Origin of the sequence: Vaginella massiliensis (assembly GCF_900089075.1) — a bacterium.
In the GTDB taxonomy this organism is placed as follows: domain Bacteria; phylum Bacteroidota; class Bacteroidia; order Flavobacteriales; family Weeksellaceae; genus Weeksella; species Weeksella massiliensis_A.
On the sequence record NZ_LT593746.1, the window covers coordinates 763,146 to 789,566 of the forward strand.

At 30.8% G+C, this 26,421-nt stretch carries 26 protein-coding genes; 18 read left to right on the plus strand and 8 right to left on the minus strand.

Going from position 1 to position 26,421, the window contains the following annotated elements; translation table 11 throughout:
* Nucleotide 1: 1 nt before the first annotated feature.
* The 15 genes from BN8061_RS04875 (at nucleotide 2) to BN8061_RS04945 (ending at nucleotide 18,651) form a co-directional block, all read left to right on the plus strand.
* A complete protein-coding gene (locus tag BN8061_RS04875) occupies nucleotides 2–664 on the plus strand; it encodes a hypothetical protein (protein WP_068596990.1) in 663 nt (220 codons plus the stop codon).
* A 5-nt stretch (nucleotides 665–669) separates the two neighbouring features.
* The gene (locus BN8061_RS04880) at nucleotides 670–1,485 is read left to right on the plus strand and encodes a hypothetical protein (RefSeq protein ID WP_068596992.1); all 816 of its coding nucleotides are present in this window, start codon (nucleotides 670–672) and stop codon (nucleotides 1,483–1,485) included.
* Between the two features lie 6 nt (nucleotides 1,486–1,491).
* A complete protein-coding gene (locus BN8061_RS04885; RefSeq protein ID WP_094745858.1) occupies nucleotides 1,492–2,763 on the plus strand; it encodes a TraJ family protein in 1,272 nt (423 codons plus the stop codon).
* Entirely contained in the window at nucleotides 2,744–3,349 is a 606-nt protein-coding gene (gene traK / locus BN8061_RS04890; RefSeq protein ID WP_068596994.1) for a conjugative transposon protein TraK, read from the plus strand. Before BN8061_RS04885 ends, traK begins: the two co-directional genes overlap by 20 nt.
* Nucleotides 3,350–3,359: 10 nt before the next feature.
* Nucleotides 3,360–3,728 (plus strand): hypothetical protein, encoded by a 369-nt coding sequence (locus tag BN8061_RS04895; protein WP_068596995.1) that lies wholly within the window; start codon nucleotides 3,360–3,362, stop codon nucleotides 3,726–3,728.
* Complete coding sequence (locus BN8061_RS04900; protein ID WP_068596997.1) at nucleotides 3,709–4,893, plus strand: conjugative transposon protein TraM; 1,185 nt, start codon at nucleotides 3,709–3,711, stop codon at nucleotides 4,891–4,893. The genes BN8061_RS04895 and BN8061_RS04900 overlap by 20 nt, the downstream gene beginning before the upstream one ends.
* 22 nt (nucleotides 4,894–4,915) lie before the next feature.
* Nucleotides 4,916–5,755, plus strand: coding sequence for a conjugative transposon protein TraN (traN, locus tag BN8061_RS04905; protein ID WP_068597949.1), 840 nt, complete (start codon nucleotides 4,916–4,918; stop codon nucleotides 5,753–5,755).
* Nucleotides 5,756–5,757: 2 nt separating this feature from the next.
* Nucleotides 5,758–7,764 (plus strand): type IV secretion system DNA-binding domain-containing protein, encoded by a 2,007-nt coding sequence (locus BN8061_RS04910; RefSeq protein WP_068596999.1) that lies wholly within the window; start codon nucleotides 5,758–5,760, stop codon nucleotides 7,762–7,764.
* Nucleotides 7,748–8,557 (plus strand): M23 family metallopeptidase, encoded by an 810-nt coding sequence (locus BN8061_RS04915; RefSeq protein WP_068597001.1) that lies wholly within the window; start codon nucleotides 7,748–7,750, stop codon nucleotides 8,555–8,557. Before BN8061_RS04910 ends, BN8061_RS04915 begins: the two co-directional genes overlap by 17 nt.
* Nucleotides 8,550–9,248: a hypothetical protein gene (locus tag BN8061_RS04920; protein ID WP_068597003.1), complete on the plus strand. Its 699-nt coding sequence runs from the start codon at nucleotides 8,550–8,552 to the stop codon at nucleotides 9,246–9,248. The genes BN8061_RS04915 and BN8061_RS04920 overlap by 8 nt, the downstream gene beginning before the upstream one ends.
* 633 nt (nucleotides 9,249–9,881) lie before the next feature.
* Nucleotides 9,882–11,249 (plus strand): hypothetical protein, encoded by a 1,368-nt coding sequence (locus BN8061_RS04925; RefSeq protein ID WP_068597005.1) that lies wholly within the window; start codon nucleotides 9,882–9,884, stop codon nucleotides 11,247–11,249.
* Between the two features lie 55 nt (nucleotides 11,250–11,304).
* Entirely contained in the window at nucleotides 11,305–11,970 is a 666-nt protein-coding gene (locus BN8061_RS04930) for a hypothetical protein (protein ID WP_068597007.1), read from the plus strand.
* A gap of 2 nt (nucleotides 11,971–11,972) precedes the next feature.
* Nucleotides 11,973–17,513 carry a toprim domain-containing protein gene (locus BN8061_RS04935; protein WP_094745859.1) on the plus strand — a complete coding sequence of 1,847 codons (5,541 nt, stop codon included), beginning with the start codon at nucleotides 11,973–11,975 and terminating at the stop codon, nucleotides 17,511–17,513.
* A 45-nt stretch (nucleotides 17,514–17,558) separates the two neighbouring features.
* Nucleotides 17,559–17,810 carry a hypothetical protein gene (locus BN8061_RS04940; protein WP_068597009.1) on the plus strand — a complete coding sequence of 84 codons (252 nt, stop codon included), beginning with the start codon at nucleotides 17,559–17,561 and terminating at the stop codon, nucleotides 17,808–17,810.
* The gene (locus BN8061_RS04945) at nucleotides 17,791–18,651 is read left to right on the plus strand and encodes a zeta toxin family protein (protein ID WP_068597011.1); all 861 of its coding nucleotides are present in this window, start codon (nucleotides 17,791–17,793) and stop codon (nucleotides 18,649–18,651) included. Before BN8061_RS04940 ends, BN8061_RS04945 begins: the two co-directional genes overlap by 20 nt.
* A gap of 64 nt (nucleotides 18,652–18,715) precedes the next feature.
* On the opposite strand, the gene BN8061_RS04950 is transcribed toward BN8061_RS04945, so the two are convergent.
* The 8 genes from BN8061_RS04950 to BN8061_RS04985 all read right to left on the minus strand — a co-directional run bounded on the left by BN8061_RS04950 (nucleotide 18,716) and on the right by BN8061_RS04985 (nucleotide 23,073).
* Nucleotides 18,716–19,261: a hypothetical protein gene (locus BN8061_RS04950; RefSeq protein ID WP_068597013.1), complete on the minus strand. Its 546-nt coding sequence runs from the start codon at nucleotides 19,259–19,261 to the stop codon at nucleotides 18,716–18,718.
* A 4-nt stretch (nucleotides 19,262–19,265) separates the two neighbouring features.
* Complete coding sequence (locus BN8061_RS04955) at nucleotides 19,266–19,730, minus strand: PH domain-containing protein (protein ID WP_235802688.1); 465 nt, start codon at nucleotides 19,728–19,730, stop codon at nucleotides 19,266–19,268.
* 23 nt (nucleotides 19,731–19,753) lie between these two features.
* Entirely contained in the window at nucleotides 19,754–19,981 is a 228-nt protein-coding gene (locus tag BN8061_RS04960) for a hypothetical protein (RefSeq protein WP_068597017.1), read from the minus strand.
* A 365-nt stretch (nucleotides 19,982–20,346) separates the two neighbouring features.
* The gene (locus BN8061_RS04965; RefSeq protein ID WP_068597019.1) at nucleotides 20,347–21,663 is read right to left on the minus strand and encodes a replicative DNA helicase; all 1,317 of its coding nucleotides are present in this window, start codon (nucleotides 21,661–21,663) and stop codon (nucleotides 20,347–20,349) included.
* Nucleotides 21,664–21,665: 2 nt separating this feature from the next.
* Entirely contained in the window at nucleotides 21,666–22,322 is a 657-nt protein-coding gene (locus tag BN8061_RS04970) for a hypothetical protein (protein ID WP_068597020.1), read from the minus strand.
* A complete protein-coding gene (locus tag BN8061_RS04975; protein ID WP_068597022.1) occupies nucleotides 22,319–22,579 on the minus strand; it encodes a DUF3853 family protein in 261 nt (86 codons plus the stop codon). The genes BN8061_RS04970 and BN8061_RS04975 overlap by 4 nt, the downstream gene beginning before the upstream one ends.
* A 1-nt stretch (nucleotide 22,580) precedes the next feature.
* A complete protein-coding gene (locus BN8061_RS04980) occupies nucleotides 22,581–22,853 on the minus strand; it encodes a DUF3853 family protein (protein ID WP_068597024.1) in 273 nt (90 codons plus the stop codon).
* Nucleotides 22,840–23,073, minus strand: a complete 234-nt coding sequence (locus tag BN8061_RS04985; RefSeq protein ID WP_068597026.1) for a hypothetical protein — start codon at nucleotides 23,071–23,073, stop codon at nucleotides 22,840–22,842. Before BN8061_RS04985 ends, BN8061_RS04980 begins: the two co-directional genes overlap by 14 nt.
* Nucleotides 23,074–23,178: 105 nt before the next feature.
* On the opposite strand from BN8061_RS04985, the gene BN8061_RS04990 reads away from it, so the two are divergent.
* The 3 genes from BN8061_RS04990 to BN8061_RS05000 all read left to right on the plus strand — a co-directional run bounded on the left by BN8061_RS04990 (nucleotide 23,179) and on the right by BN8061_RS05000 (nucleotide 26,339).
* Nucleotides 23,179–23,613, plus strand: coding sequence for a hypothetical protein (locus BN8061_RS04990; protein WP_094745860.1), 435 nt, complete (start codon nucleotides 23,179–23,181; stop codon nucleotides 23,611–23,613).
* A 39-nt stretch (nucleotides 23,614–23,652) separates the two neighbouring features.
* Nucleotides 23,653–24,918 carry a site-specific integrase gene (locus BN8061_RS04995; protein ID WP_068597028.1) on the plus strand — a complete coding sequence of 422 codons (1,266 nt, stop codon included), beginning with the start codon at nucleotides 23,653–23,655 and terminating at the stop codon, nucleotides 24,916–24,918.
* A 197-nt stretch (nucleotides 24,919–25,115) separates the two neighbouring features.
* On the plus strand, nucleotides 25,116–26,339 hold the full coding sequence (locus tag BN8061_RS05000; protein WP_068597030.1) for a S41 family peptidase: 1,224 nt from the start codon (nucleotides 25,116–25,118) through the stop codon (nucleotides 26,337–26,339).
* Nucleotides 26,340–26,421 lie beyond the last annotated feature (82 nt).

Genomic DNA, 26,421 nt, shown 5'->3' on the forward strand with positions numbered 1-26,421 from the left:
CATGAAAAAGAACATATTTCTGATAGTATTATTATGTGGAATAATATCCAACGCTCAAACTATTGTTATCAATGACAAGTTGTTAACTCAAATGACAAAAAATCATTCAGTAAGAATGGCTAGTGAAGAAACTTTTCTGAACTCTTACGAAAAGCAAAGAAAACTTTATGAAGATATAAATGGAAAAATAGCACAAGCAATCGTTATTCACGAACACATTTATCGACAATTGAGAAATGTAAACGCTGCGCTTTTACAGAGTAAAAAATTAATTTATATCTATCAATATTTAGAGAGAATTAAAAAAAATGGAAGTGTAATGCTCTCTGCTACAACGCGAAGACCGCAGTATGCAATCTTAGTATCAAAATATTATAATAATATTCTTATAGAAACTCAAAAATTATTTACAGAACTAACAGCTGAAATATTGAATGAAAACAATGACTTTTTGATGGATTCAATGGACAGAGAATATTTAATTGAAAATATATATATGAGATTAAGACATATTAATGGGAATATATTGCTCATCACTTGGAGGCTTCAAAGTGCTAATGAAATACCTTATCTCTATCAAGTTCCAATATTACGAGATTATATAAGTCTTGATAAGCTAATCGTAGATGACATCATTAGAAAATACAATTACATCTTTAATTAATCATTATGAGAAAACTAATTCTTTACCAAATTTTTTTAATGCTTGTATTTTCTTCAAATATCAATGCACAAAGCGTAAAGCGGCTTAATGATCCATCCATAGTTGCACAACACAAAAGAATGACTTACGAAAGATGGGGAGATTGGAGACCTTATCCCAGACGCTTTTTGGGTATTCAGACTAATTTCGCGTATGCTACAGTGTGGGGAATGTGGGCTCCAAAAAGAAATAAGCAGTATAAAAAAGGGGAGGATATTAGACCCTTAAAAATTGATGGACTACAAAATAAACGATTATTAGAATTAAAATTTCAAGAAGAAGAAGCCGAAAGAATACACGCTTCAGCTGATACCGTTTATAAAAGAAGTGTGCAGGATTTTGCCCATTGGACTTCCGCAATCGTTGATGCAGACCCACTATGGTTATTATATTATAAAAGAATGTTAAATCCTGTTAGAGTTTTCCCTGCTAATCCATCAAATTATGTCGAATGGACCATTAAAGATCAAGAAACTTTTGATTTTATGAAGAAGACAGGTAAAATAGCAATACTACAAGAAGAGCTGGATCTTATAAAAGAAAAAAATAACTTGTCAAGAACCATGGATATGCCAAGGGGGAAAAGGTTCTTAATGTATCACGAAACTTTGATCAGGTGGCGTGCTTTTGAGAAAAGTTTAAGAGCGATAAATGATAAAACAACGTTGCTTTTGACCTACAAAAATATCATTAAAGATCGCTACAATTTTAATCAATCTACACCTAAATCAGATAAACAAATTGTTGAAGAAGTAATGGAAAAGTACAAAAACAAATATTAGAATTATATGAATAAGTTTATTAAAATAACAATTGGTTTGTGTTTATTTTTTATGCCAATGTTGCTTTTTGGTCAATCGGACGGAGAATATAGTAATATTCTAAAATATCTGAAAGGAGATGGAGCATTTGAAAAATGGTTCATGGAAGCTTTTACAACACTCGATACACAAGTCAATATTGAAGCAACAAAGGTAGCGTTATTAGGTCGCGCAATTGGTGGGTTTGGTGCTTTATTGTATTTGGGATACTTAGGATGGCAGATGATAGCAGGGGATCGAGAATGGGAAATAATGCCAATGTTTAGACCAATTTTCATAGGTTTTTTGTTGATTTATTGGTCAGGATTTACCAATCTAATTCAAAAACCATTCATAAAACTTGCACAACCGGGGAAAGAAATATTTGCTGATATAGAAGATGAAGTCAATGATTTAAGAGTAAAGCGTTTTAAAAAACAGTCACAATTATTAGAGTTTTTGATAAAGAAAAAAGCTGAAGAGGACGCTAAAGAAGAAATTGTAAAAGGAGATCAAAGTTGGTGGCAACAATTAGGGGATGATATTGCAGATTCAATGGAACAATTGGTTGCTCCCATTAAAGAATGGGCAATTCGAATGAGTTTTCAAGGTCAAAAAGCTATCGCTGAAATAATAGAATTTGTAGCTTTAGCCATACTTCGTGTCTGTGTGTATTTAATATTTTTTATTCAGAAAATTTGGAGTTATATACTCATCGTTTTGGGACCTGTAGCTGTAGGTATGGCGTTAATCCCAGGCTTTGAGAATTCTTTGTACAGTTGGGTGGCAAAATTTATCAATATCAACTTATACACTTTCGTTGCTTATACGATCATTAACATTGGTCAACAATTGATTGCATCTGGATATACCATGGAAATTCAAAGGTTAGACTTGCTTATTTCAGATACTGGAGTTGTGGATGATTTAAATGCGCTATTGCTATATATGACTGGTTATGGAATAGTATATAACCAGTTATTTACTGTCGTAGCTTATGTTGTTACAGGGATAGGTGTATTAATGACTCCAACAATTGCTGACACTATTGTTACAGCTGGTGGAGCAGGAGCAGCAACAAAAATGAAGAGTGCAGCTGCTAAAGTAGCTAGTGCAGGAAAAACTGCAGTAATAGCCGCTAAAACAGGGGGAGTAGCAGCCGCTGGACAAGCAGCAACAGCTGCGAAGGATACAGCTCGAGCAGCACAGCAAACATATAATACTTTAAAAAATAAACGAAATGTTAATGAAAAATATTGAACAACGAATCAAAATCAATAAAATAGTATCAATTTCAACTATTTTTTTTGCTTGTCTTATTGTAATCGCTGGGTTTTTGTTTTCTTATAAATTAATAGGAGATTCAAAGAAATCAATTTATATCCTAGATAACGGAGTGCCTGTTTTGGCAAAACAAACAGACGCTTTACTTAACCGACCTGTAGAATACAAAGCACAAATTGAACTGTTTCACAGATTGTTTTTTACGATCGCGCCCGATGATGCTTACATCAAAGAAAACACCAATAAATCACTGTACTTAATTGATGATTCTGGAAAGAAAGAATATACAAATTTGAGAGAAAAAGGGTTTTACAATCAAATTATCGCTTCAAGTTCAATGGTAAGTGTTAAAACAGATTCAATAAAAATCAACCTAGAAAATAACAGCTTTATATATTACGGAAAACAAATGATTAATAGAAGAACAGGAATTATTACAAGAAATCTAATCACAGAAGGAAATTTCAAAGACATCATTAGAAGTCCAAATAATCCACATGGTGTTTTACTTGAAAATTGGCGAGTTATAAATAATGATGACTTGTATTCTAACATAAGATAATAATATTATTATGGAAAAGTTTATAGCAAACTTTAGTAATTATAAATGGTTTAGGTGGATTGTAAATAATCCTAAAATATTTTACACCTATACAATGGTGTTTTTAATCATATCATTTATAGTAAATATGACTTTTAGTATTTATTATGAAAAGCCTATAAAAAATTACACATCAATGTATCCTATAATGAATATAAAAGATGAAAAAATCCAATTAGATTATGAAAAAACTAAAGAGAAAATGAAAAAAACAGTGAATGAGTTAGAAACAATGAAAAAAAAGAGAGATCAAGGTTTACTAACGAAAACGGATAGTATAAGAATAGAATATTTGTATAATCAATACCAAAGCTTGAAACATGAACTTCAAAAAAATTAATTTCAAAGAGAAAAAATATATTTTACCACTGTTGGTTCTTCCGTTTTTAATTTTTTTTATTTATATCGGAACAAGCTTCGTTCAAGAGGAAGAAATAGTTATAGATGATGGAGAAAAACTATCACTTTCTTTAGGAGAGAGTAGTGATTCCATCATGTCAAAAAATGACGCTTATGATGCGTTTTTTGAAAGAGGAGATGATAGAACTATGTTAGATGGTTTGACACAAGAAACGGATAGTTTAATGGTTTATAGTGATTTGTTGACGGAAGCGCAAAAAAGAAAAATTGATTCACTGAAATTTGTATCAGAAAAGCAAATACAAAAAACTCAAAATAGAAATAATTCCTATTACGAACCAAAACAAGACCGAGACGATTATCAAAGATCTGCTGATATTATTAAAATGCTAAATGAAAAATCATATGGTTCGAATTCGGTTAGTGAACCAAATTCAGGAAATTATACAATAAAAGAACTGCCAACAGACCCTGTAAAATTACTAAAAGAACAAATGTTAGTAATGGATTCTATTGAAAAAGCTAGAGATCCCGAGTATCAAAGTAGATTGGCGGCTGAAGAAAAATTGAAAAAAAACAAAGAAAAAAAAGAAGCCTTTTTAAACTCAACGTTTGACGTAAACAAAACGCTTGTTAACAATAGTTTCAATTCAATTTATAAAGCAAAGGAAAATAATTTTATTAAAGCCGTAATAGATGAAGATAACAAAGGGTATTTAGGCTCCAGAATACGAATAAGATTGTTAGAAGATATCTATGTTGCAAATAAAAGAATTAAAAAAGGTAATGTTTTATACGCTCAAATTTCAGGGTTTTCAATGCAAAGAGTGAATCTTAATATTGTCTCTGTTTTATCTGATGGTGAAATCTTACCAATCAACTTATCCATTTACGATTTAGACGGAATGAAAGGATTATATATACCAAATAGTCTGTTTAGAGATATGGTAAAAGAGTTTGGAAGTCAATCTGTTCAAGGAACTAATTTAGATTCCTCTGGAAGTAGTTTTTTTACAAGCATTGGTTCAAAACTCTTTACTTCCACATCTCAATCCATTGCAAATTTGATAAAAACAAACAAGGCAAAACTTAAATACAATTCATACATCTATTTAATTGATGACAAAGAAATGCAATCAAACTAAATTAAAATTTAAAATAAATATTATGAAAAAGAACATATTTCTATTTTTTCTTTCTGCATTATTATTAAACGTTAATGCGCAAACTGCTACAAAAGAGCAATTGGTAGAGGATTTAAAAACAATTGAAATATCAGAGGGAATTAACTTACATATCATTTCGCCTGAACAGGTACAATATGTAGATCTATCAACCGAAAATCTTACAGGCGATATGCCAGCAGAAAATATTTCAAGAGTTAAGATTGCAGATAACGATTCAATTGTTTATTCACAGAATCAAGAAATAGGTATAGTGACAGTAGTTGGACAATCTTTTATTGCCCAGTACAGATTAATCTATTCAATGAATTCAGCAAAAAATAAAACAAACTTTCATATTCAAGCAGAAAATATGCAACCAATAGAATTTAATTCTATGCCATTTTCAAATGCTGAATTGAGAAGATATGCCTTGGATTTAATTACTGACAAAAAAGATAAAAATCCAATTAGAAAAGAAAAAGATTTGAAATTAACCATGCAGTTGAATAACATCTATGTTAGAAGTGATTATATTTTTCTAGATGTAACTTTTACCAACAATACAAATCTAAGCTATAATATTGATGATGTGAAATTTTCCATAGAAGATAAAAAGATTCACAAAGCCACAAATAATCAAAGTATAGAATTAGAGCCACTGTACATTTTCAATAAATCTAAAAGTTTTAGAAAAAACTTTAGAAATATCTATGTGTTCAAAAAATTCACTTTCCCTAATAGTAAAATATTGAACATCCGATTAATAGAAGAACAAGTTTCAGGGAGAGCCATTGACATGAAAATTAATTATTCTGATGTCCTAAAAGCTGATACTTTTTAAAAATGCAAGAACAACAACATCAAATAAATATTTACAGTTTTTTTCAAAAGCTTGTATATGCAGTTGTTGTGCTTGATTGTGCTACACTTTTTTATGCAAGTGCAGATATTCCAGTTTTATCTAATTTTCTGAAAAGCTTTGAAAAAATAAGTTTTATTTACCCCCCTATTAATGCAAAATTTTTGACGATCATACTAATAGCTTTAGTTGCTATTGGCACGAAAGCAAAAAAGAAGAAAGATTTAAACATTACAACAAACATTGTTTTACCGATAATCATAGGTTTGACTTCGATTTTTACATCCTTATTATGGCAGAATCAAGCGTCAGATATGACTATTCCAAAAATATTGCCCGCTACGAACATTTATCAAGTAGTTTATGCTATAATGTCATTATTAGGAGCAGTTATTTTACAAATTGGAGCAGATTCTATCTCCAAATTGATGCAAAATAAAATGGGTAAAGACAGATGGAATATTGAAGAAGAATCTTTTGACCAAAATAAAGAACTAATCAATACCGAAACGAGTGTGAATATTCCATACTTGTTTCGGTATAAAGGAAAGAATAATAAGGGATGGATGAATATTAATCCATTTCGTGGTACTATGGTGATTGGAACTCCAGGGTCTGGTAAATCTTTCGGGGTTATAAATCCAGCTATTCGGCAAATGATTTCAAAAGGATTTTGTCTTTGTATTTATGATTTCAAGTTTCCAGACTTAGCACAGATTGCATACTATCATTATTTACTCAAAAAAAGTAAAGAAACTGAATACAATTACGACTTTCATGTTATTAATCTAAATAATGTTGAAATGTCAAAAAGGGTGAATCCATTCCATAAAAAGTATGTTCAGACTTTGGCTGAAGCACAAGAAATGGCAGAATCAATGGTTTCATCATTGCAAAAAGGGGGAGCAAGTGCAGGGGGCGGTTCGGATCAGTTTTTCACTCAATCTGCTATTAATTTTTTGTCATCTACCATTTATTTTTTCGCTACTTATGAAAATGGTAAATATTCAGATTTACCTCACATACTGTCTTTCATGAATAGAAGTTATCAAGAGATTTTTGATACGCTTTTTAATCACGAAGAATTGACATCTTTGCTTTCTCCTTTTAAATCAGCATATGACAATAGAGCCTTTGACCAACTAGAAGGGCAGGTAGGTACACTGAAAATCTTTTTGTCAAGATTAGCTACAAAGGAGAGTTTTTGGGTTTTCTCTGCTGACGATGTAGAATTGAAAATAACCGATAGAAATAATCCATCAATACTAATTCTAGCTTCTGATCCAAGCACACAAGATATTAATTCAGCTTTATATTCATCTATTCTTAACAGAATTCTTCGAGTAATAAATTCTAAAAACAATCTACCCGGGGGAATAATTGCGGATGAGTTTCCAACTATTTATATACATAAAATCGATAATGTCGTGGCTACTGCTCGAAGCAATAAGGTGGCAGTTCTTTTAGGTCTTCAAGAGTTACCACAGCTTCGTCAATTTTATAAAAAGGAAGTTGCTGAAACTATTTCTGCAATAGTTGGTAATGTTCTATCTGGTTCTGCGAGAGATAAAAACACTTTGGAATGGCTTGAGAGAATGTTTGGTAAAATAAAACAAAAAACATATTCTCAATCTATATCACAACAAGGAACTACCACAAGTATAAATGAAAAGATGGATAATATGATTCCTGCAGGAAAAATAGCAGCCTTAAAAACAGGAGAAATGGTCGGAATGATTGCACAAGATAACAATACTGAAGAATATAAAACTTCAGCAATAAATGGTCGAATTGATTTAGACATGAAAGCAATCAAAAAAGAAGAGGATAATTATGTACAAATGCCAAAATATTACTCGTTTATTGACAGAAATGGGGTTGATAGAAAAGAAGATATACTTATGACTAATTTCAGAAAGATTAATCGAGAAATAGAAATGGTTGTAAAAGTAAACAAAAAAAAATCAAAAAACAATGAAAAAGTTTTATAGCATACTTTTTATTCTTACAGGTATTTTTTCTTTTGCTCAATTTAATACCATACGGAAAACAATTAAGGTTGAAGAAAAAACTACCACAAGTATAAATGAAAATATAGAAGAACAAAATAAGCTAGACTCGAAGGCAAATAAAGTAAAAAAAACATTCAAGATTACCTCAAAATCAGATTTGAAAAATGAAATTGATTCATTAAAGATCTTGATTAAAGAAATCAAAAATGAAAAAGCATACTATAATCAAATAAAGGATTCATTAATGGAAAATAGTCGTAGAAATATTCTTTTTGCGAACTCCATAGAAAAAGAAACAAAGCCTAATTACACTATCTACAATTTTATAGACGAACCAATTTCAAAAATATTTATGCCAATAAAAAACAAAATACACATTACATCTCCTTTCGGGGTTAGAAAACATCCAATAAGTGGTGTAATGAAAATGCATAATGGAATAGATATTAGAGCGAATTATGAAGATGTTCTTTCTGTTCTTGATGGTGTTGTCGTTGAATCAGGGTGGGATTCAAAAGGAGGAGGACACTATATAAAAATAAATCATTTTGATAGATTTGAAACTTCATATTTACATCTACATGAATCTTATTATAAAAAAGGAGAAATCGTTAAAGCAGGTTATGTTATTGGTTTAAGTGGGAATTCAGGGGGATCAACTGCGCCGCATTTACATTTTTCTGTCAAAGAGTGGGGTAGATTTATTAATCCAGTTAAATTTTTAAATGATATAATCAAAGTAAATAACTTAATAGCAATGAATTATGAATAAAACAGAATTACCTACAGAAGAATTGAAAAAATACGGAATTATCAATGACGATAATTCATTTTCAAAAAAATTGACTGCTAATGATGTTCAAGATTTTTTAAATGGAGGAATAATTGTGGCAGATAATGAAAAAAAAAGAATCACATTTCAACTAACCGAAAATAATACCAAATTAAACGTTAATCTGTTTGAACGTGATAAAACAATGAAAGAGGTGTTGGAGAACAGTAAAAATAACATTGAATATGCTGAAATTAAAAATATTTCATCCGAAGATGAAAAGTTAAATTTCGAACAAAAAGCATTTATTTATGATGAAAAAACTAAACAAATTCTAGAACTTGATATGATTAAGCATATCAAAGAAATAACGGAGTTTGTTGTTGAAAAAAATAGCGATTTAGAATCTAATAGATACAAAATCGAGTTACAAAAACTTCAATCTTTTCTGCAAGATAAAATTGATAAATTTCCAGAGATTGCAAAAGAGATTGCTGTCGACAAGAATATTGTCTCTAATGAAATTAATAGCATCAACAGTATATCAAGACCACAAAAACAGCGAGAAAAAGAGAATAAAAATGATGTACGTCTAAATGTAAATGATCCAGATATGTATCAAGATGCAAATCAAGAAAGAGAAGAAGAGCTTAAACTAGAGGAAAACCAAAACCGAAGAAGAGGGAGATAATCCTAAATATTTTAACCAACATTCCATTTATTAGCGATAGTGGCGGATTTGAAAACATAAACTTTCAATTACCGCCATTTCGCCAATATGGTTTAGGCTACATACGGTTCAAGTTTTAGCGTTTCTATTATTGAATCTCAAAAAGTCTTATTACCAACCAAAAACAATCAACCCGATTATAAGGCAATGGAACTAATCGTTTCAGCCATTCAAAAACTCGTCATAAAAGATGTAGTACAATACACACAGGATAAATTAGCTACTGCATAAACTAAAACAGACTAGCCAACCTAATCGGGCCAGTCTGTTTATTTACAACTTATAACCGAAACAATTTCTGCCAATTTTAAAAAAACATTCCACAATCGCCACAATTCATTTAATTTCTTGCAGCTGGATTGTTTCATTTCTTTTTAAAATCCGCACTTTTATCACAACACAGTGCAAAAAATTCTGTTCCGCCATTTCAGCACAGCGTTGTTTAACTCTATTAAAAAGTTCATTCTGAATGACGCTAAAAAAACAAATGTAGTTTTCAATCCAAATTAGTCTTATTTAGCTTTAGTACAAGGTGTTACCTTTTTTTTGACAAATTCCTTTATCATTTTTGTTTTAAACTTCAAAACAAAGAATATGGATGAAGAACAAAAAGAAAAAAGGCAGGTTGAAAAAGAGATGAAATATCGATTTCAACAACTATCTAAATCGAGAATTGATTTAACGATAATTGATTATTATGCAAGAGCAAAACTAGAAGCTTTTAATAATTCAAAATTCAATTCTTCAAATACTACAGAATTAAAGGATTATGAAAAGTTGAAAGCAGTAATCGGGGCAAGGAATTTTCCGTCTGTTTTTTTCGATACTTTGGAACAAATAGTCAACGAAAACACCTACGAACTTTATCCAAGAGAAGATAAACTCCAAATAGAAGACTTTGTAAAAGTTATAGGCGAATTAAAAAAGGATAGACAATTTGAAGAATTGAAAAATATGTTAGAGTTCAGCAAAAAAGCTGAAATTACAGAACATATAGACTTTGCAATTAACCCTGTTCAACCAGAAACATACGATTTAATAAATTGGGATAAACCTTATTTGACACCTGAAGAAAACATTCATAGGATAGTACAAGAAATTTCATCGGATAAAGAAAAAACTTATGCATTCAATAAAGCCATCGATCAGTTTAATAAAGTAGAAGTAAAAAAAATAATTGAAAAAGAACAACAAAAATCAAATATTATGGAGACAAACAAAGAATTTGACCAATTAGACTATTTAAAAAAACAATTAAAATACTTAGGATTTGGAGAAGATGAAAAACTTCACAAAGATTTAAAAGCTGGAATCGATTCTCCAGAACAAAAATTTGAAATTAAAACGCAATCAGACAAAGCTCTTCCTTGGAATAAGGTAGAATTTACACTGAATTTCAACAAAACAGAACAAGGGGGAATTTTTTTTAATTCTTACAATGCGAATCTAGAAAATCAAAAAGGGGAAAACATCTCACAGAATTTCAAAGTAACTAAAGAAAATACTTTTACAGCAAAAGAAGCTGTAAATCTTTTGGAAGGAAGATCTGTAAAAATTGAGTTTACAAATCCAAAAACTGACATCAAAGAAGATGCTTTTGTGAAGTTAGATTTAAAGAATGAAAAAAATAAAACAGGAAATTACAATTACCAAACCTTTTACCAAAACTATGGAGTCGATGCAAAAAAGATTGTAGAAAATTCAAATTTAGTTTTTGATAAACCCGAATGGAAAAATGATGCAATCAAATCTCTTGAAAAAGGAAACATTGTCAATGTGAAAATTAAAACGGATGATAATGTAATCGATGGTAAAGCTTTTCTGAATCCTCAATATAAAACTCTCAACTTATATGATCGTGAAATGAATAGAATAAACACAAACAAACCAATTCAAGGGTTAGACGAGAGTAATCAAGAAAAAGCCAATGTTAGACAACAAAGTGCTTCAAGAGGCATCTAAACTCATAAACGACACTCCTCAAGAGTGGCCGTTTTTTTAATCAATCAAACAAAAAATGAAAAAACTAATTATAACACTTTTTTTTCTTTCTGCATTAATTTCTTGTGACAACAAAATAAAATCTGAAAAGGGAGGGATAGACATGATTTCAAATGTCTATTTTAACGCTTCAAAAGGGTTGGAAGCAATGCAAACATACTATGTTTCAAGAATAAATTATTCGAATGATTCCATTCTAGAATTGATTCCAGACATTAGTTTTCCTTCTATCAATATTGAGAGTAATTATATTTTAGATACCACTTACTACCAAATAAATACCAATAGTGGAGAAGCTTTAATTCCTGATTTATTGGCTGGTAAAGCTTATTCGGTTTTTGATAAAAAAAATGGGGCGATTTATACAAACGAAAAAATACCTAACTACCAACATCGAAGACCTTTACCTGATACCATACTTTTTAAAAAGAAATATAAGCGGTTTGAGATAAATTCTCCCGATTTGTATTCTCGTTTTTACATCTACGAAACCGACACTATTTTACCTTATTCGTTGTACAAACACGTTGAAAAAGATTATAAAGGCAGATTGGAAAGAATTGATACATATAATAAAAATACTGATGTGTTTGTAACACTTCAAATAATCCCAAGAAATAAATGGGATGATGAAGCTAAAGAATTTTTTGAATATAACGATTACGCAAAAAAAGTAAAATAAAAATGGACCATTTATACACTAAAGAAGAAATTGAAGAAATTTCAAAAAGTGTTTCTGTGTTAGATTACTTCCTATATCTCGAAGAAAAAGGGAAAGTAAAATTTGAAACGAAAAAAGGAAGAGATTTATTTTTTAAGGACAATCATAATAAATACGCAGTTAATGACAGAGGATTTTTTGATTTTCAAAATAATGAAGGAGGTAAGATTTTGAAAGCAGTAATGACCTTTGAAAATAAATCATGGAAAGAAGCAATTGATTTTTTAAAAAACTTTGATGGAAATAATCTTTCATTAATTGCAGAAAGAAAAAAAGATTTCAAATTAAGAGAAAATAATAATTATTCTGAAATTAAAATTCAGTATACAGGAAAACCGAATAATGAAAAACTGTTAGCTTATTTCAATGAACGAGGTATTTCAACAGCTGTATTGCAAGAAAATACCAAGCAAATTCATTATTCTAACAACGGAAGAAAGTTCTTTGGAATTGGTTTAGAAAATTATTCTGGCGGTTTCGAAGTCAGAAACCCTTTAGCTAAAATTAAAATTGGTAAAACTGACCTTTCTGAAATTAAAGGCTCTAAAAATGAAATTGTTTTATTTGAAGGTATGACCGATTTATTATCATTTCTTCAACTGCAAAAATTGAATAACAACAAAAATAATCGTACTTTAATATCGTTGAATTCCATCACGAATACTGATCGTTTTTTGGATTTATATAAGAATTTTGACGGTAAAATATTTTTGTGCTTGGATGGGGATAATGCAGGGAGCTTAGCTACTCAAAAAATACTGAAGGAGTTTTCTGTTAAAAACATCAAAGATATTCGTCCATTTTACAATATATCCGAAAATGGCAATAATGACTTGAACGATTATTTGAAATCAAAAATTAAGACTGAAAAAATAAATATTAATCAAAACGAAGTAAAGTATGACCATAAAATTGAATCCACAAGAATTTCCGATGTTAAGTCAGTGGAAGGTAGAACATCTAAACAGGACAATAGAGAGCTTGACAAAAAGAGCGAATCCCAACAAGAAGAACATTACACTGGAAGACAAAATGTGGACAGCAAAAATGTTGGAGATGGACCTATCCGAACAGAAAATGAAGACAGGAGAATCGCTGAATCAAGAGGAGGATCCATTGACCATTCACAACAAAAAGATGTTGGAATCGAAAAACCCTTGGGGAGAATATTAAACAATTCAACCAACATTCCAGAGCTTGATGAACTCATCTTAAAATATAAGGACAAAAAATTATCAAATGATGAAGTCAGCGAAGTAGTGTCTGCAGCTTGTATTGTTTCGGACGATATGAAAATTCTTTTAAAAGATAATATTCAAATTACAGATGACTTAAAAAATATTGCAAATCAATTTAAAAGTGGCGGTATAGCAAAAGAAGGTAGAGGAATCTTGGATGAATATTATACCGATCTGCCAATCGTAGATGCAGTAAAAAACTTAATCAAAAATAATTTTGAGAACAATAAACCACTAAAAGTTTTAGAACCTAGCGTTGGAACTGGAAACTTTTTAAACCTATTAAAAGACCTAAATATTCAATCCTTTGCAACAGCATTTGAAATTAATGAAACAACAGCTAAAATTGCTAAAATATTTCATCCACAAACAGAAATTAATGTACGTTCATTTGAAACTGAATTTATTGATGAAAACGGTTTTAAAAAGGAACAAAATCAAACCTATGATTTAATTCTTGGGAATCCTCCGTATGGTAAACACCGAGGACTTTATAAAGGATTGGGAGAAGAGCCAAAGATTGCAAAGTATGAAGATTACTTCGTCAAACGAAGTTTGGATGTATTGATTGAAAATGGCACACTTGCCATGGTTCTACCTTCGAGTTGGTTGAATAGACAAAAAAAATTAGAAGGTGCAGAAATAGAAACAGGATTCAGACTTCCCTCTGGTGCATTTGCAGGAACTCAGATTGGTACGGATATTATTATTTTAAGAAAATCAATCCAATCAAAAGAACATAACATTTCAGACTATTTCATTAAAAACCCTCAAAATGTTTTGGGTGAAATTCGTGAAAAAACAAACCGCTTTGGCAGATTAGAAAAATATGTACATGGAAGTTTGGATGATGCCTTAGCTACAATAGAACAATTGAATAAAAAAAGACACGATGGAATTCAAACGAATATGTTTGAACAGGCACATATTGTTTCAAATAATCAATTACAACCAATAAAGCCAAATGATGAAGCAGAAGACATTAAACCTATACTTACAACGGAAAATAACGATGATGTTCAAGAAGTAATTGCATCTGCAATTGAAGCTTTAGAAAGTATAAAATTCAAATCTCCTGCGACAAAATCAGAACTTACCAAATTTGAAACGTATCAGACACAACTGAGTGAAAATCAATTATCGGTTCAGCAAATTGAGAAAATTAAAATCCGAGCTGAAAGGATTGTAAATAACTCATCCAAAAACAACGCTGAATATACGCTTCAAAAAACACCTAATATTTCAAAAAAAATACTGAAATATCAATTTGAAAAAGAGGATGAAATTGTCAATTTCAATGAACAAAACAATTCAAACTTATCAGATAAAGAATTAAAAGCTTTTATAGACACCAACTACGATGGTACTATAAATAATCATGAATTGCATGCTGAACACGCCAATTATATGAATGGGGTGTGGTTTCATGATTTCTATTATGCTGAAGGAAATATTTATAAAAAACTGCAGCAATTAGAAAATGATTTTGAAGATAAAAACTCGGCACAATACATTAAACAAAAACAATTATTGGAAAGTGTTTTACCAACGCCCAAAAAGTTAGGAGAAATTATCATTTCGCCCAATCATGAATTCATTCACAAATTTGATTTGGGAACAACTGAGAAATCAAGGTATAACTTTTCTACTAAAAAAATGGAAACGGTGGTTGTGGATTATACCCTTGCAGATAAATTTAAGGATTTTGTCGACACTTTGCCATACGAAGCTTTTCAAGGATCATCATCGTGGGAGGTTAGAAGCTTTGTAGATAATGAAACGGTCACTGGTAGTGACAAAGAGAGAAATGCCTTGATTCGGGAGAGAAGAAAAGAAGCAGCAAACGATTTGTTTTCTAAATTTATAAATGAAGAATTGGATGAAGATTTGAAACATAGATTCACAAAAGAATTCAATCAAAATTATAATAATATCCATGTGCCGGACTATTCAAAATTCCCTTTATTTTCGAAAATACATTTAAACTTCAAAGGTCGCGAGCTTAAATTAACAGAAGTCCAAAAAGCAGGAATAGGTAGAAATACCACCAAAGGAGTAGGTTTATTGGCGCATGAAGTAGGTTTTGGTAAAACATTATCGGGAATATTATCCATGCATGAAGCCATGGAAAGAAATAATGCCAAACGTCCATTAATAGTTGTTCCAAACGAAAGTATATTAAAACAATGGGTTGATACCATTTTTGAAACCATACCTAATGCCAAAGTAAACGTTTTAGGGAATCTTGGAAAGGATTATGATTTATCAAAGTTTGACAACAAAGACAATGAAATTACAATTGTAACATACGAAGGATTCAATAACATTGGATTTTCAAAGGAAATTACAGAACGACTGGCAAATAAATTCAACTATATTTCTGCAAGTGAAATGAAAAGTGTTACCAATACGACAAGAGACGAACAAATTGAAATGCAGAAAGAAAAAGAGATTGAAGGAAAAATGAAGCGTGGAAAAATATACGACTGGGAAGATTTTAAGTTTGACCATTTAACGTTTGATGAAGTTCACAATGCAAATCACATCGTTGGTAAAGTAAGAATTGAAGATAGACGCTTTGCATCTGATTTCAGAAGTCAAAATCAACAAACCTCTAAATTAGGGATCAATACTTGGATGGCAGCTCAATACATTCAAGAACAGCAAAACGGACGTAATGTAACTTTACTTTCTGCAACTCCTTTTACAAATAAACCATTAGAATATTATTCAATTTTATCTTTGATCGCCAATAACAGATTAGAAGAAAAGGGCTATTTTAATATCAATAATTTCTTTGAAACTTTTATGGAGGCGGACAATGATATGGAGATTGATGCTAAAGGAGATGTTAAGTTTAAAACTAATGTGAGAAGATTTAAAAACAATACGCTATTTCAACAATTGCTTTCGGAGTTTATTGATATAAAAGGTGAAGATGATAATCCCGAACTAGTTCGCCCAACTAAAATAAATAAAGAATATAAAATTGATCAAAATGATTTGACTAAAGAGCAATATGACTTGTTAAATCAGAATTTTAGTGAATCTGAAAAAGGAGCAATATTAACACATATTCTAAATGCCCGATTAATTGCCATTTCACCCTATCTATCCCCATTTTACGATGGTGAACAGCCAACATTAAAAGAATTTATTGAAAATTCTCCAAAACTTCATGAAACCATGAAGTTGATTGAGCAAAATTTAAAAGACATTCCAGATGGTGGTCAAATCATATATTCAGAATTAGCCGTTTCAGAATTCCCCAAATTAAAGGAATATTTAATGGTCGAAATTGGACTTAAAGATTCAGAAGTAGGAATTATTACAGGGAAAACCACTAAACCAAACCGACTTAAAATTCAAAATGATTTTAACAATGGTAAAATAAAAGTGATTATTGGAAGCGAAGCGATTCAAGAAGGAATGAACTTGCAAATGAAAACAACGGATACCTATCTTTTATCGTTGCCGTATAATTTTACATCATTGAGGCAGGTTGAAGGTAGATCCTGGAGACAAGGAAATCAACATGAACATGTTCGAATGAATTTTATGCTTACAAATGACAGTATTGATGTGTTTATGTTACAAAAGCTTCAAGCTAAACAGGCAAGATATTTAGAAGCCATGAAAAAAGGAGCTGATGTTTTGGATATATCTGATATTGATACACAGGAACTCAAAACTGCTATTATAACAGATCCCACGACAAGAGCTGATATTGAAATTGAATTGTTGAAGAAAAAAATTGAAAGTGAAAAGAATAAATTTTATTCTGATTCTGCTTTTGTTTTGAGAAAGTTTGAAGAGTATAATAATGCCTTGTTTGAAGTTAAAAAAGCTGAAGCAGATTACAATCGTATTTTGGGATATTCAGAAAATAATAATAACGAATATTGGAAAAATCAATTACCATTATATCAAAATAAAATTAATGCTGCACAAAAGAACGTTGATGAAGTAGTTCAAAATTTAGCTAAAAAAGGAGTGAATGTTGCAGAAATAAAAAGTCAAACAGAAATTACCGAAAACAAAATCAAGGAGCTTGAAGATAAATTAGAGAATTTACCTAATGTAAGAGCAGAACTCATTGAAACGTATAGAATGGAAAAACAATTACTTCAAGAATCTAAATCGAAAATAAATATTGTTTTAGAACGAAAGACAGAAAATGCCGAGCTTTTTCCAGTAGAGAAACTGGAACCGATGAATTTAGCTAAGGAAGAAATAGAACAGATTTATGAGGGAATAAAAAGGTGATATTGTGTTAGAAAATCAGTAAATTTGTATTAAAATAGTATCATTATGGAATATCCAATTAGTTTAGACACAGCACTTCAAATAGTAGGTTCTATGAAGGTTCGAAAAATTAAAGAAGTATCCAAAACTGAAAGCTCGTTTGAGATTCAAAAATTAGAACAAGAAATTGATATGTATATAGAAGAAGAAAAAATTCTATATGGAAATAATGAATATTTAAAACTGTCAGTAATGGATAAAATTGTTCGACTTTACAGCAAAATATTAAAGCAAGAAAATGAACAATTCGTTAGTTGAAGAAATTTTTGAGAAAGAAAAAAATTATCTTTTACGAGGTTTAGAATCACAAAAGGAACCACTTGCATATATATTAGGAGGGCAACCAGCATCTGGGAAAAGTAATCTTGCGAGTATTGTAATATATAAAAATCCTACAAAGAATTTTCTTATTGTCAATGGAGATATTTACAGAGAATTTCACCCACATTATTCAGAACTAAAGAAACTACCCAACTTATTTTCAGCGGAAACTCAAATATTTTCAAATGTTTTTACAGAAGCTTTGATTCAAAAAGCAATTGAGAATAAGTACAATATCATTATCGAGGGGACAATGAGAAACCCTCAGATTCCATTGAAAACAGCCAAACTCTTTCAAGAAAATGGATTTAAGGTAGAAGCACTCGCTATTTCTGCACCTGCAATATTTACAGCATTGGGCTTATTTGTTCGTTATCAAGAAGAAATTAATTTTCAAGGCTGGGGACGCTTAGCAGAAATGGAATCTCATAACAATGCAGTCAATGGACTTCCAAAAGCGTTAGATTTATTGTATGATGAAAAGGCAGTAGAAAAAATACATCTTTATAATTATCAAGCAAAAAAACATATTGAAAGTTTTATTTTGGAAAACGACAAATGGAATCTTAAAATGAAACCTTCAGAATATGTGGAAATCACAAGAGAAGTCCAATTAGAAAATGATAAAGAACGTCTTCAAAATATTATTAACCGAGGTAGAATTACTCTTTCTGAGATAGAATCAGGTTTGAAAGAAAATGTAAAAGAAGCGCTTAGTAAAATAGAAGAAGCTTTCGAAAATTTGCAACACAAAAATAGACCTGGATTAAAAAGATAAAGAGGAGTCCCCAAAAGGTCAACCTCTTTATTCTTTTTATGATAAATTTAGAAATGAGTAAAAACTATTCTACTATTTCATTATTAAGTTTAATCTCTCCAGTTATTAAAGCTTCTTGTAAAGAAATTTGATAGGTTTTGTTTTCAAACTTAGTGTTCAAAGAATAACCGTCATCATTATTGAAATTCCAATCTACAACTTCAAAGTCTTTACCCGCAATTTTTTTAGCATTGTTAGAGATTGGTAATTCTTGTATTTTATCCAAAGCTTCTACACCATATTGTACTGCAGAAGCCGTTCGGTAAACTTTCATAGATTCTGTCAATACTTTCAGATTTCCAGTTCCAACGCCTACCGCAGTTGCTCCTGTACTAGCTATATTTGCTACCGAGCCTAATAGTTTAGTATTAAATTTTTTAACAGGCTTTACAAACATAAAATCTTTCCCGACAGGTAGATAAACTTTAATATTGTCTCCTTTTTTTATGCTGATTGAATCATTAATGACCAGCTCATTGCCTGTGTTTTGAATGGATGAAACGGGGAGCTGCGCATTTAAGACATTGGATGCAGAAAGATAAAAAAATCCGATTAAAATTAGTTTTTTCATTTTTTTATATTTGTTGTTTATGTTTTTCTATAATAAAACTTCTGAGTTCTAAGGGATTGGAGATAAAATAATGGTGTGTTATTTCTCCTGTGCTTACATTAATGGTCCCATAATTGAATGTTTTTCCCAACAATGATTGATGAATGGATATACCTTCAAGCCTTTGTAATGATATATCGGAAATGTATTTGCTGAATATTCCTGTTTGAAACGTCAACAATTTGTCGGTTAAAAATATTTTTGTGGTTTTGTTTCGAAAATATTTTAGAATTCCTTTAAAAAATAGAAAAACTAAGAAAAATGCAACAAATTGGAAAAACCCTCGAAATATTATAGCTGGGAGTATTCCTAGCGCACCAATACTTATCATTAGTATTGGTATTACATATGATATCCAATGAAGTTTTGCTTCATATTCAACTTCTGTGGTTGTTATGTCCATTAGGTGGCTTTGGTCTAATAAATTCATGATAAAAATACGATTTAATTACATTACAGAAAATTTGATTTATTTTTTATCAAATTATAAAACATTTTGACGGCTCGTTCATAGCGTTTTTTGATGGTCACTTCGTAATCTTCTCTTATTTCTGAAGAGTCATCCATAATCTCTATATGGTAGAAGAAATTTTTGTATCGTTTTTCTTTTTTCAAGTTTGATTTTCCAGCAATCCATTCAGGTAACACCCCCATGAACTGTTGATCCGCATTTTTATTCACAATCCATCCGTGCAGTTGAATATGATTGAAATCAAAACCGTTGTCTAAATTTACATTACGTGCAAAACCAATCTGAACTTCGTTTGATAATGAGGAAATTCCTAGGTCAATTAAATTAAATAAATCATTTGCTATGTTTACTTTTACTTTGTTACTTATTCTCTTATTAAAACAATTTTAGTTGGTTTGGATTGTAATTTGTCTCAATGCACAGGCGATTGAATAGTTCTAAAAACCTGATAAACTCATCATGATCTTGCATATTATTTTGAAGAATATTCAAACAGGTGTTGCAGAGTTTATTTTCTTCTGGAGAAAGGTTTTGAAAGGAAATCGATATTGTATTCATATTTAAAATTTGGTGTTTATAATTCGTAAAATTTAGAAGTTGGAAGATCAACGCCATAGCGTTCTGAGAGGATTCCTCCTTGTCGGTTTTTTTGTATAATGATTTCTATCTGATTGTTTGTTTTACCATTGTTATATTCGTCTCCCCAAAATTCTATACCATAATACTCTGGACGATACAGAAATATAACTTCATCGGCATCTTGTTCAATTGATCCCGAATCACGTAAATCTGATAACAAAGGGCGTTTATCTATACGTTCCTCTACTTTTCGTGAGAGTTGAGATAATGCAATTACAGGTATGTTTAATTCTTTTGCAAGGGCTTTTAATGAGCGTGAAATTGTAGATATTTCTTGCTCTCTATTGTTGAATTTACTGTCCGCAGACATTAACTGTAAATAATCTACAAAAATAATATCGATATGATAGCGCAAACGTAGCATTCTTGCTTTTAATCGAAGATTGTTTATGGTGATGGCTGGTGTGTCGTCAATGTGGATTGGGAGTGAAGATAAGGTGTCTTTGTAATAATGAAATGTTTTCCATTCATCCACACTCATGCCTTTTCTTAGAATAGAGTAATTAGGAATATCCGTGAAATTATTCACTATTCTCCCTGCAATTTGTTCAGAGCTCATTTCTAAAGAAAAAACGGCACAGCTTTTACCTTGTTTAGCAACATCAACGATTTGCTGAATCATAAATGCAGTTTTTCCCATTCCTGGTCTTCCTGCAACGATGGTTAAGTCTGCGTTTTGCCAACCTCCGATGGCTTTGTTTATAATTCCAAGTGAAGTTCTTAATCCAGGGAGTTGTTGATTACCGATTTTCTTTGACTTATCTTCAACAAGATTGATTAATTGTGGAAATGAATTGATTGATTTATTTTGTTCAATGAATTTATCAATAAAAAGATTTTCAAAAGTAGAAATTGCTTTGTCACGTAAATTAAATATATCTTCAGTCGGATCCTTAGCTAATGTTATCAGTGTATTGAACTGATGAATGAAATCCCTTTTGATATAAAGCTCAACCAATACAATTATGTAATATTCTAAATTTGCACTTGATGTAACGCTTGAAGTAATATTTATCACATGAGCATCTAAATCTTTTCTATTAATACGCTCCAATTCAAGGCAAATCAATACAAGGTCGATTGGTTCATTCGCTTTAAATTTTTTGTCTATAACATCAAAAATTAATTGGTTGTCTTTATCGTAAAATAAGTTGTGACTTAGTTTAGTAAAATGATATACAATGCTTTTTGGATCTGTGATTAACATACCTAAAACCATATTTTCAATATTTACATCATAATTTTTATCCATAGTTATTCGTTATAGGTAGATTTTGGGCGTGTAATCGTTGGTAATTCTATTTTTTGATTTGGCAGGGAGTTTTTCAAATAAGGAAGAGTATTCCTAATTGTACTTTTCCAGTTGGTAATTGGTTTGTCGTAACCAGTTTTCCAGTTGTTCTCAATCCAGCTTCCATACTTAGCTTCGATGAGCGAATCCAGTTCAGCTGTGTATCCATTTAATGTTTTGGCGTACGCAAGAAACTCTGCAAAATCTGGAATGTTATTTTCTTTTTTTAAAGGAATTGTTTGAGGAACAGTTTCTAACTGTTCAATTTTAGCTGGTTGTTTTTTATCAACTTTTAAAGGGGGTGCTTTTGTTTTAAGACTCGTTGGAAGGTGGGTTTGGTGCCATAAAGGATTTTCAAGGATTTTATATTGGCAAGGGATACCGTTGGATGTTTTATAATGTATCAGTCCAATATTTCTTAACTTGATTTTAGAAGCCTTGATAGTGTTCATAGATATTTTTAAATCCTGTTTAATCCTCAAGTCTGGAAAACTGAAATCAGTGAAATCGTTGTTTTTATATTGTTCTAATAGATACAAATACAATGACACACTTGCACAGCCTAATTGATGTTCTGTGTTAATTTGCCAAAATCGTTCTATTAAATCGATATATTTCATTTCTTATTCCCAAATAATTGTAATGCTTTTTCAACGTCAACAACAATAGTATTTCTGTTTTGAAAAATCGCATCATCTAAAATTCCTGATTTCTTTACTTCTGCAGCCTTTGAACGTGAACAACCTAATATTTTTGCTATTCCCTTAATTCCATAGACATATGTTTTTTTGTCCTTATTATTCATAGAGTTTTGCAATTCGATAAATTCGGCAACTGTGAGTTCAGCTAAAGTTGTATTTGGATTTATATTTTTCATTTTAGCTTTTTTTATTAAATAGTTCTAATGCTTTCTCTTTGTCAATTATAATTTTTCTGCCATTTTGAATAATTGCTTCGTCGAACAAACCAGATGATTTTAATTTCCATGCGTAATTTTTTGAGCACCCTAATAACATTGCTAATCCATTAATTCCATAGGCGTATTCTTTTTCCGTTTTCGGAGGTTCGACGTTGTTGGAATTATTTTTATTCAATAACTCTAGAAATTCTCCTACTGTTAACTGCCATATTGGTTTATTATAGTTTTCCATCTTTCTCAGATTTTGAATGTTGTTCCATTTTTGAAATAATCACCCGAACGCCCTGTGCTTGTAATCCGTATTTTTCGCCTATTGCACGCCATATTGCCCATTTTGTGAAATTTTCTGGAGGGTTTTCAAGAATTTCTTTATACTCTTGATGTATTTTTTTGTTTCGTTCGTCCTTTTCGCGTTGTAGAGGAGTTCTTAAATCAAGATGTTTTGCAGTCATAATAAAAGATTACATTTTTTATTTAACTTTGTTTAAGTTATTGTGTTATACATTGTTTAAATACCATCACAAATATAGAGAAATAATTCTATATAAAACAAATTTATGGAGAATAAATTGACTAATATTAAAGAAAGAATACTTTTGTTGGCTGAAACTGTGGAAGTTAGTAAACAGGTTTTTTTTAAAAAAATAGGGATAACTTATAGTAATTTCACGGGAGAGAAGAAAAATAGACCTATCAATTCAGATGCAATAAAGAATATATTGATTAATTATCCTCAGACTAATCCTCATTGGTTAATACTAGATGAAGGTGAAATGTTATTGAAGGATTCTCAAAATGTTTCAAATAATGGGAATAATAATAAAAATATTGGAAGCAATATAAATGGGAATAATGGAAATATTACAATTTCTCATAATGATATGGTTGATTTGAAAAAAGAGCTTACAGAGCGTTTAAAGGTTTGTCAAGAACATCTTTCAGAGAGTCAAGCGCAAACAACAACACTTTTAGAAATACTAAAAAATAAATAACATGGAGATAGTGTTTCTTCAAATTTAATATGGAATAAAATGCTGATAAAATACCATGCACAGTTCTTACTCGATAAAGAGGTTGATAACCCTACTGCAAAATTACGTTATCGAATAAAGTGGAATAACAATAAGAGAATTGTTTCCTTTAGTGTTGGGTACAGAGTTGAAATTGATAAATGGTCTTTGGAAACTCAAAGATGTAAAACTAATACTACTCATGGTCCTAAAAAAGTACCAGCATCGGAAATAAATAAAAGACTAAACCTATTTGAGAAAGCTTGTGAAAATCTATTCAATAATTATCAAACAAAAAATGTAATTCCTGAAATTCAGGATTTTAAACAACAATTTAATAGATGTATAGGAAGAGATAAAGCCAATGTTGAGGAGAGTTTTTATAAGATTTATGATCTTTTTTTAAATGAAGAAACAGAAATAAATCAATGGTCTTCCAGAACATATCAAAAATATAAAACTTTAAAAGCGCATTTATATAATTTTAATCAAAATCTTAAATTTAGTGAATGCACGAAGGAAACGCTTTATGGTTTTGTGTTTTATTTGCAAGGCATAAAACACAAAAATACGACCATTGTAAAAACAATAGCATTGTTCAAGATTTTTTTAAAATGGTCTTATAAAAAGGAATATCTGAAAATAGAGGATTTTAAATTTTTCCAACCCAAATTAACCCAATACAAAAAGAAAATTATATTCTTGAGTAGTAATGAACTTATTCAGCTCAGAGACTATATAATTCCAAGTGATAAAAAACATTTAGAAAAAGTAAGAGATGTTTTTCTTTTTCAATGCTATACAGGTTTGAGATACTCTGATGTTGAAAACTTAAAAAAAACAGATGTTAAAGAAAGCCACATTGAAATTACTACTTTAAAGACGGCTGATTCTTTAATAATTGAATTGAATAAACATAGTAGGTCGATATTGGAGAAATATGCTAATCAAACCTTTGATTCAAATAAAGCCTTACCTGTAATAAGGAATCAAACAATGAATGACCATTTAAAGGAATTGGCAAAGTTAGCTGGGATTAATGAAATAATAAGGGAAACTTATTATATAGGAAAAAAAAGAATTGATGAAGTTTATCCGAAATATGCATTACTAGGAACCCATGCAGGACGAAGAACATTTATCTGTAATGCACTTGCACTAGGAATACCACCACAAGTAATAATGAAGTGGACTGGTCATAGTGATTATAAAGCAATGAAGCCATATATTGATATTGCAACTGAGATTAAAGCAAATGAGATGAGTAAATTTAACAATATCTTTTAGTCCGTGTTTGTAAAATCATGGACTAAAATGAGTGTTATTTAAAGAGATGTAGTAATACTTGTTGGTATGTAAAATATTGAATAACAATATAATGATTGTTTATGATTACTTAAAAATATTTAAAAACAGTCCATACGTCGCTTGTTGCGCCTAGTCCGAAAATAGAAAAAGCTAGGCAAAAAGAATTGCTCAAAACCATGGGACCCTTCAGTCAGTTGAAATTTCATTTTACACCCAATTATTTATTGCTCATCGGCAATTCATCAGTCAACAAAAGTTTACCAATTGGTGGCAAAATCACGCATGTCAATCATCAGCCTGTATCCGAAATTTATCAGAAATACGCAAAAATAGAATTTTCTGACGGCTACAACAAAACCTTTGTTGCCAATCAGTTGTCGCGACAGTTTAGCTATTTTTTTTCCTTAGAACACGGTATACAAGATTCAATTGTTTTGCAATTCGAAACGGCAGATTCTGTCTTTACTAAAACCGTTTTCAGAAAAAAAATAGAAGAAAAGACAAAAGCAAAAGAACTGAAAAAAGATTCGGTAGCGAAACCAAAGTTAACCAAAATAGAACGAAAACAAAATCGAATAAAAAATAGAAATTTTGGCTACGATGAGCAATCGAAAACTTATACCATAGAACTGTCTTTTCCTACACAAGACAGCACAACTGCGGTGTTGAAAGTGAGAAATTTTACCAAAGGCGTGCCAGCAAAAGCCTTTGCAGAGGTTTTCAGAACAATTGCCGAACACGATGTGAAACATTTGGTGTTGGATTTGCGCAACAATGGTGGCGGATATGCCCATAGCGCTCGAGAATTGTTTGCCTACCTTTATCAGCCAGCAATTGCCTTTACGCAGCCAGCAAAAGTTGTTTCGAAGACTTCGTTGGCTTTGGCTTACCCTCAGTCGAAAACGTGGGCTGGAAAAATTATCGGATTTCCTTTTTGGATGAGCCAATCGGTGTATAGTTTTTTCAAAACCAAGAAAAACAAAGAGGGCGACTATTATTATAAAATGTTCTCGGCTAAACCTTATGCCGTAAAGGATTATCAGTACCAAGACCAGCTTTATGTGTTGATAAATGGCGGTTCTTTTTCTGCTACATCGTTGTTGATTACCATGCTCGACCAATATACGCAAGCTGTTTTTATAGGAGAAGAATCTGGCGGAAATTACGACGGGACGGTTGCCGGAATTATGCCTACCTATAAATTGCCAAATTCTAAACTGGATTTGAGGATTGGGCATCTCACCATTAAACCTAATTATAAAACCGAAGGCGTAAAAGGAAGAGGAAAATTTCCTGAAATCGAAATTTTACCGACCACAGACGACATTGCAAAAGGAAAAGATCCCATCTTGCAACGCAGTTTGAAAATGATTGAAGAGGCAAACAACAGAACGGAATAAATAAGCTCATAGAAATACATCGTTGTTCATTTTTCGGTTGATTTTCTTTTCGTCAAAAAGTTTGTTGGGCAGTGTCTAAACA

Coding starts and splice junctions, on each gene's coding strand:
- BN8061_RS04875 (WP_068596990.1), top strand. CDS start 2: ATGAAAAAGAACATATTTCTGATAGTATTATTATGTGGAATAATATCC.
- BN8061_RS04880 (WP_068596992.1), top strand. CDS start 670: ATGAGAAAACTAATTCTTTACCAAATTTTTTTAATGCTTGTATTTTCT.
- BN8061_RS04885 (WP_094745858.1), top strand. CDS start 1,492: ATGAATAAGTTTATTAAAATAACAATTGGTTTGTGTTTATTTTTTATG.
- traK (WP_068596994.1), top strand. CDS start 2,744: ATGTTAATGAAAAATATTGAACAACGAATCAAAATCAATAAAATAGTA.
- BN8061_RS04895 (WP_068596995.1), top strand. CDS start 3,360: ATGGAAAAGTTTATAGCAAACTTTAGTAATTATAAATGGTTTAGGTGG.
- BN8061_RS04900 (WP_068596997.1), top strand. CDS start 3,709: ATGAACTTCAAAAAAATTAATTTCAAAGAGAAAAAATATATTTTACCA.
- traN (WP_068597949.1), top strand. CDS start 4,916: ATGAAAAAGAACATATTTCTATTTTTTCTTTCTGCATTATTATTAAAC.
- BN8061_RS04910 (WP_068596999.1), top strand. CDS start 5,758: ATGCAAGAACAACAACATCAAATAAATATTTACAGTTTTTTTCAAAAG.
- BN8061_RS04915 (WP_068597001.1), top strand. CDS start 7,748: ATGAAAAAGTTTTATAGCATACTTTTTATTCTTACAGGTATTTTTTCT.
- BN8061_RS04920 (WP_068597003.1), top strand. CDS start 8,550: ATGAATAAAACAGAATTACCTACAGAAGAATTGAAAAAATACGGAATT.
- BN8061_RS04925 (WP_068597005.1), top strand. CDS start 9,882: ATGGATGAAGAACAAAAAGAAAAAAGGCAGGTTGAAAAAGAGATGAAA.
- BN8061_RS04930 (WP_068597007.1), top strand. CDS start 11,305: ATGAAAAAACTAATTATAACACTTTTTTTTCTTTCTGCATTAATTTCT.
- BN8061_RS04935 (WP_094745859.1), top strand. CDS start 11,973: ATGGACCATTTATACACTAAAGAAGAAATTGAAGAAATTTCAAAAAGT.
- BN8061_RS04940 (WP_068597009.1), top strand. CDS start 17,559: ATGGAATATCCAATTAGTTTAGACACAGCACTTCAAATAGTAGGTTCT.
- BN8061_RS04945 (WP_068597011.1), top strand. CDS start 17,791: ATGAACAATTCGTTAGTTGAAGAAATTTTTGAGAAAGAAAAAAATTAT.
- BN8061_RS04950 (WP_068597013.1), bottom strand. CDS start 19,261: ATGAAAAAACTAATTTTAATCGGATTTTTTTATCTTTCTGCATCCAAT.
- BN8061_RS04955 (WP_235802688.1), bottom strand. CDS start 19,730: ATGAATTTATTAGACCAAAGCCACCTAATGGACATAACAACCACAGAA.
- BN8061_RS04965 (WP_068597019.1), bottom strand. CDS start 21,663: ATGGATAAAAATTATGATGTAAATATTGAAAATATGGTTTTAGGTATG.
- BN8061_RS04970 (WP_068597020.1), bottom strand. CDS start 22,322: ATGAAATATATCGATTTAATAGAACGATTTTGGCAAATTAACACAGAA.
- BN8061_RS04975 (WP_068597022.1), bottom strand. CDS start 22,579: ATGAAAAATATAAATCCAAATACAACTTTAGCTGAACTCACAGTTGCC.
- BN8061_RS04980 (WP_068597024.1), bottom strand. CDS start 22,853: ATGGAAAACTATAATAAACCAATATGGCAGTTAACAGTAGGAGAATTT.
- BN8061_RS04985 (WP_068597026.1), bottom strand. CDS start 23,073: ATGACTGCAAAACATCTTGATTTAAGAACTCCTCTACAACGCGAAAAG.
- BN8061_RS04990 (WP_094745860.1), top strand. CDS start 23,179: ATGGAGAATAAATTGACTAATATTAAAGAAAGAATACTTTTGTTGGCT.
- BN8061_RS04995 (WP_068597028.1), top strand. CDS start 23,653: ATGCTGATAAAATACCATGCACAGTTCTTACTCGATAAAGAGGTTGAT.
- BN8061_RS05000 (WP_068597030.1), top strand. CDS start 25,116: ATGGGACCCTTCAGTCAGTTGAAATTTCATTTTACACCCAATTATTTA.